At 34.2% G+C, this 673-nt stretch carries 1 protein-coding gene; it reads left to right on the plus strand.

Translation table 11 applies throughout. The annotated features are described in order from the left end of the window. The first annotated feature begins 184 nt into the window (after positions 1-184). The gene (locus tag B0A58_RS08085) at positions 185-622 is read left to right on the plus strand and encodes a VOC family protein (protein ID WP_089080640.1); all 438 of its coding nucleotides are present in this window, start codon (positions 185-187) and stop codon (positions 620-622) included. Positions 623-673: the final 51 nt, after the last annotated feature.

Below are 673 nucleotides of genomic sequence, written 5' to 3' on the forward strand. Positions count from 1 at the left end.
GATTGAATGATTGAAAGATGGAAAGACTGAAAAAATTGGAAAGATGGTGTGAGGGTATGATGAAAAATTTTGGTTTTACAAGAAATTCAAAAACTAAAATTGTACCTCAAATAAAAAATCCATTATATATTTTATTTATATTTGTAAAACACAATAATATGTCAAACTATTTAAAAATAAAATTATGGCACTCATAAATCCTTACATCAATTTTAATGGCAATGCCGAAGAAGCATTCCTTTTTTATCAATCCGTTTTTGGTGGTTCTTTTGCAAAAATCATGCGGTTCAAAGACATGGCCAGCCCAGAATTTCCTGTATCAGAAAAAGAGGCTAATAAAATCATGCACATTGCATTACCAATTGGCAATAACGTTTTAATGGCCAACGATGTACCTGAATTTATGGGTACCACCAACGAAAACGAACACAGAAGCAAAATTTCTATCAGTGCCGAGAGCAAAGAAGAGGCCGACAAATTATTTCATGGCCTTTCGGCAGGAGGCCAAATCGAAATGCCAATAGACAACAGCCCTTGGGGGTCCTACTTTGGTATGTTTAGAGACAAGTATGGCATAGAATGGATGGTGGACTACGACCCCAATTATAAAGGACAACTTTAAAAAAAAACAATTCGATTACACAATACCACCTTTTTACTTATACCAAATATA

Source organism: Flavobacterium branchiophilum NBRC 15030 = ATCC 35035, assembly GCF_002217205.1.
Lineage (GTDB): Bacteria > Bacteroidota > Bacteroidia > Flavobacteriales > Flavobacteriaceae > Flavobacterium > Flavobacterium branchiophilum.

Excerpts from the sequence above, each read along its gene's own strand:
- B0A58_RS08085 (WP_089080640.1), top strand. The coding sequence starts at position 185 with ATGGCACTCATAAATCCTTACATCAATTTTAATGGCAATGCCGAAGAA.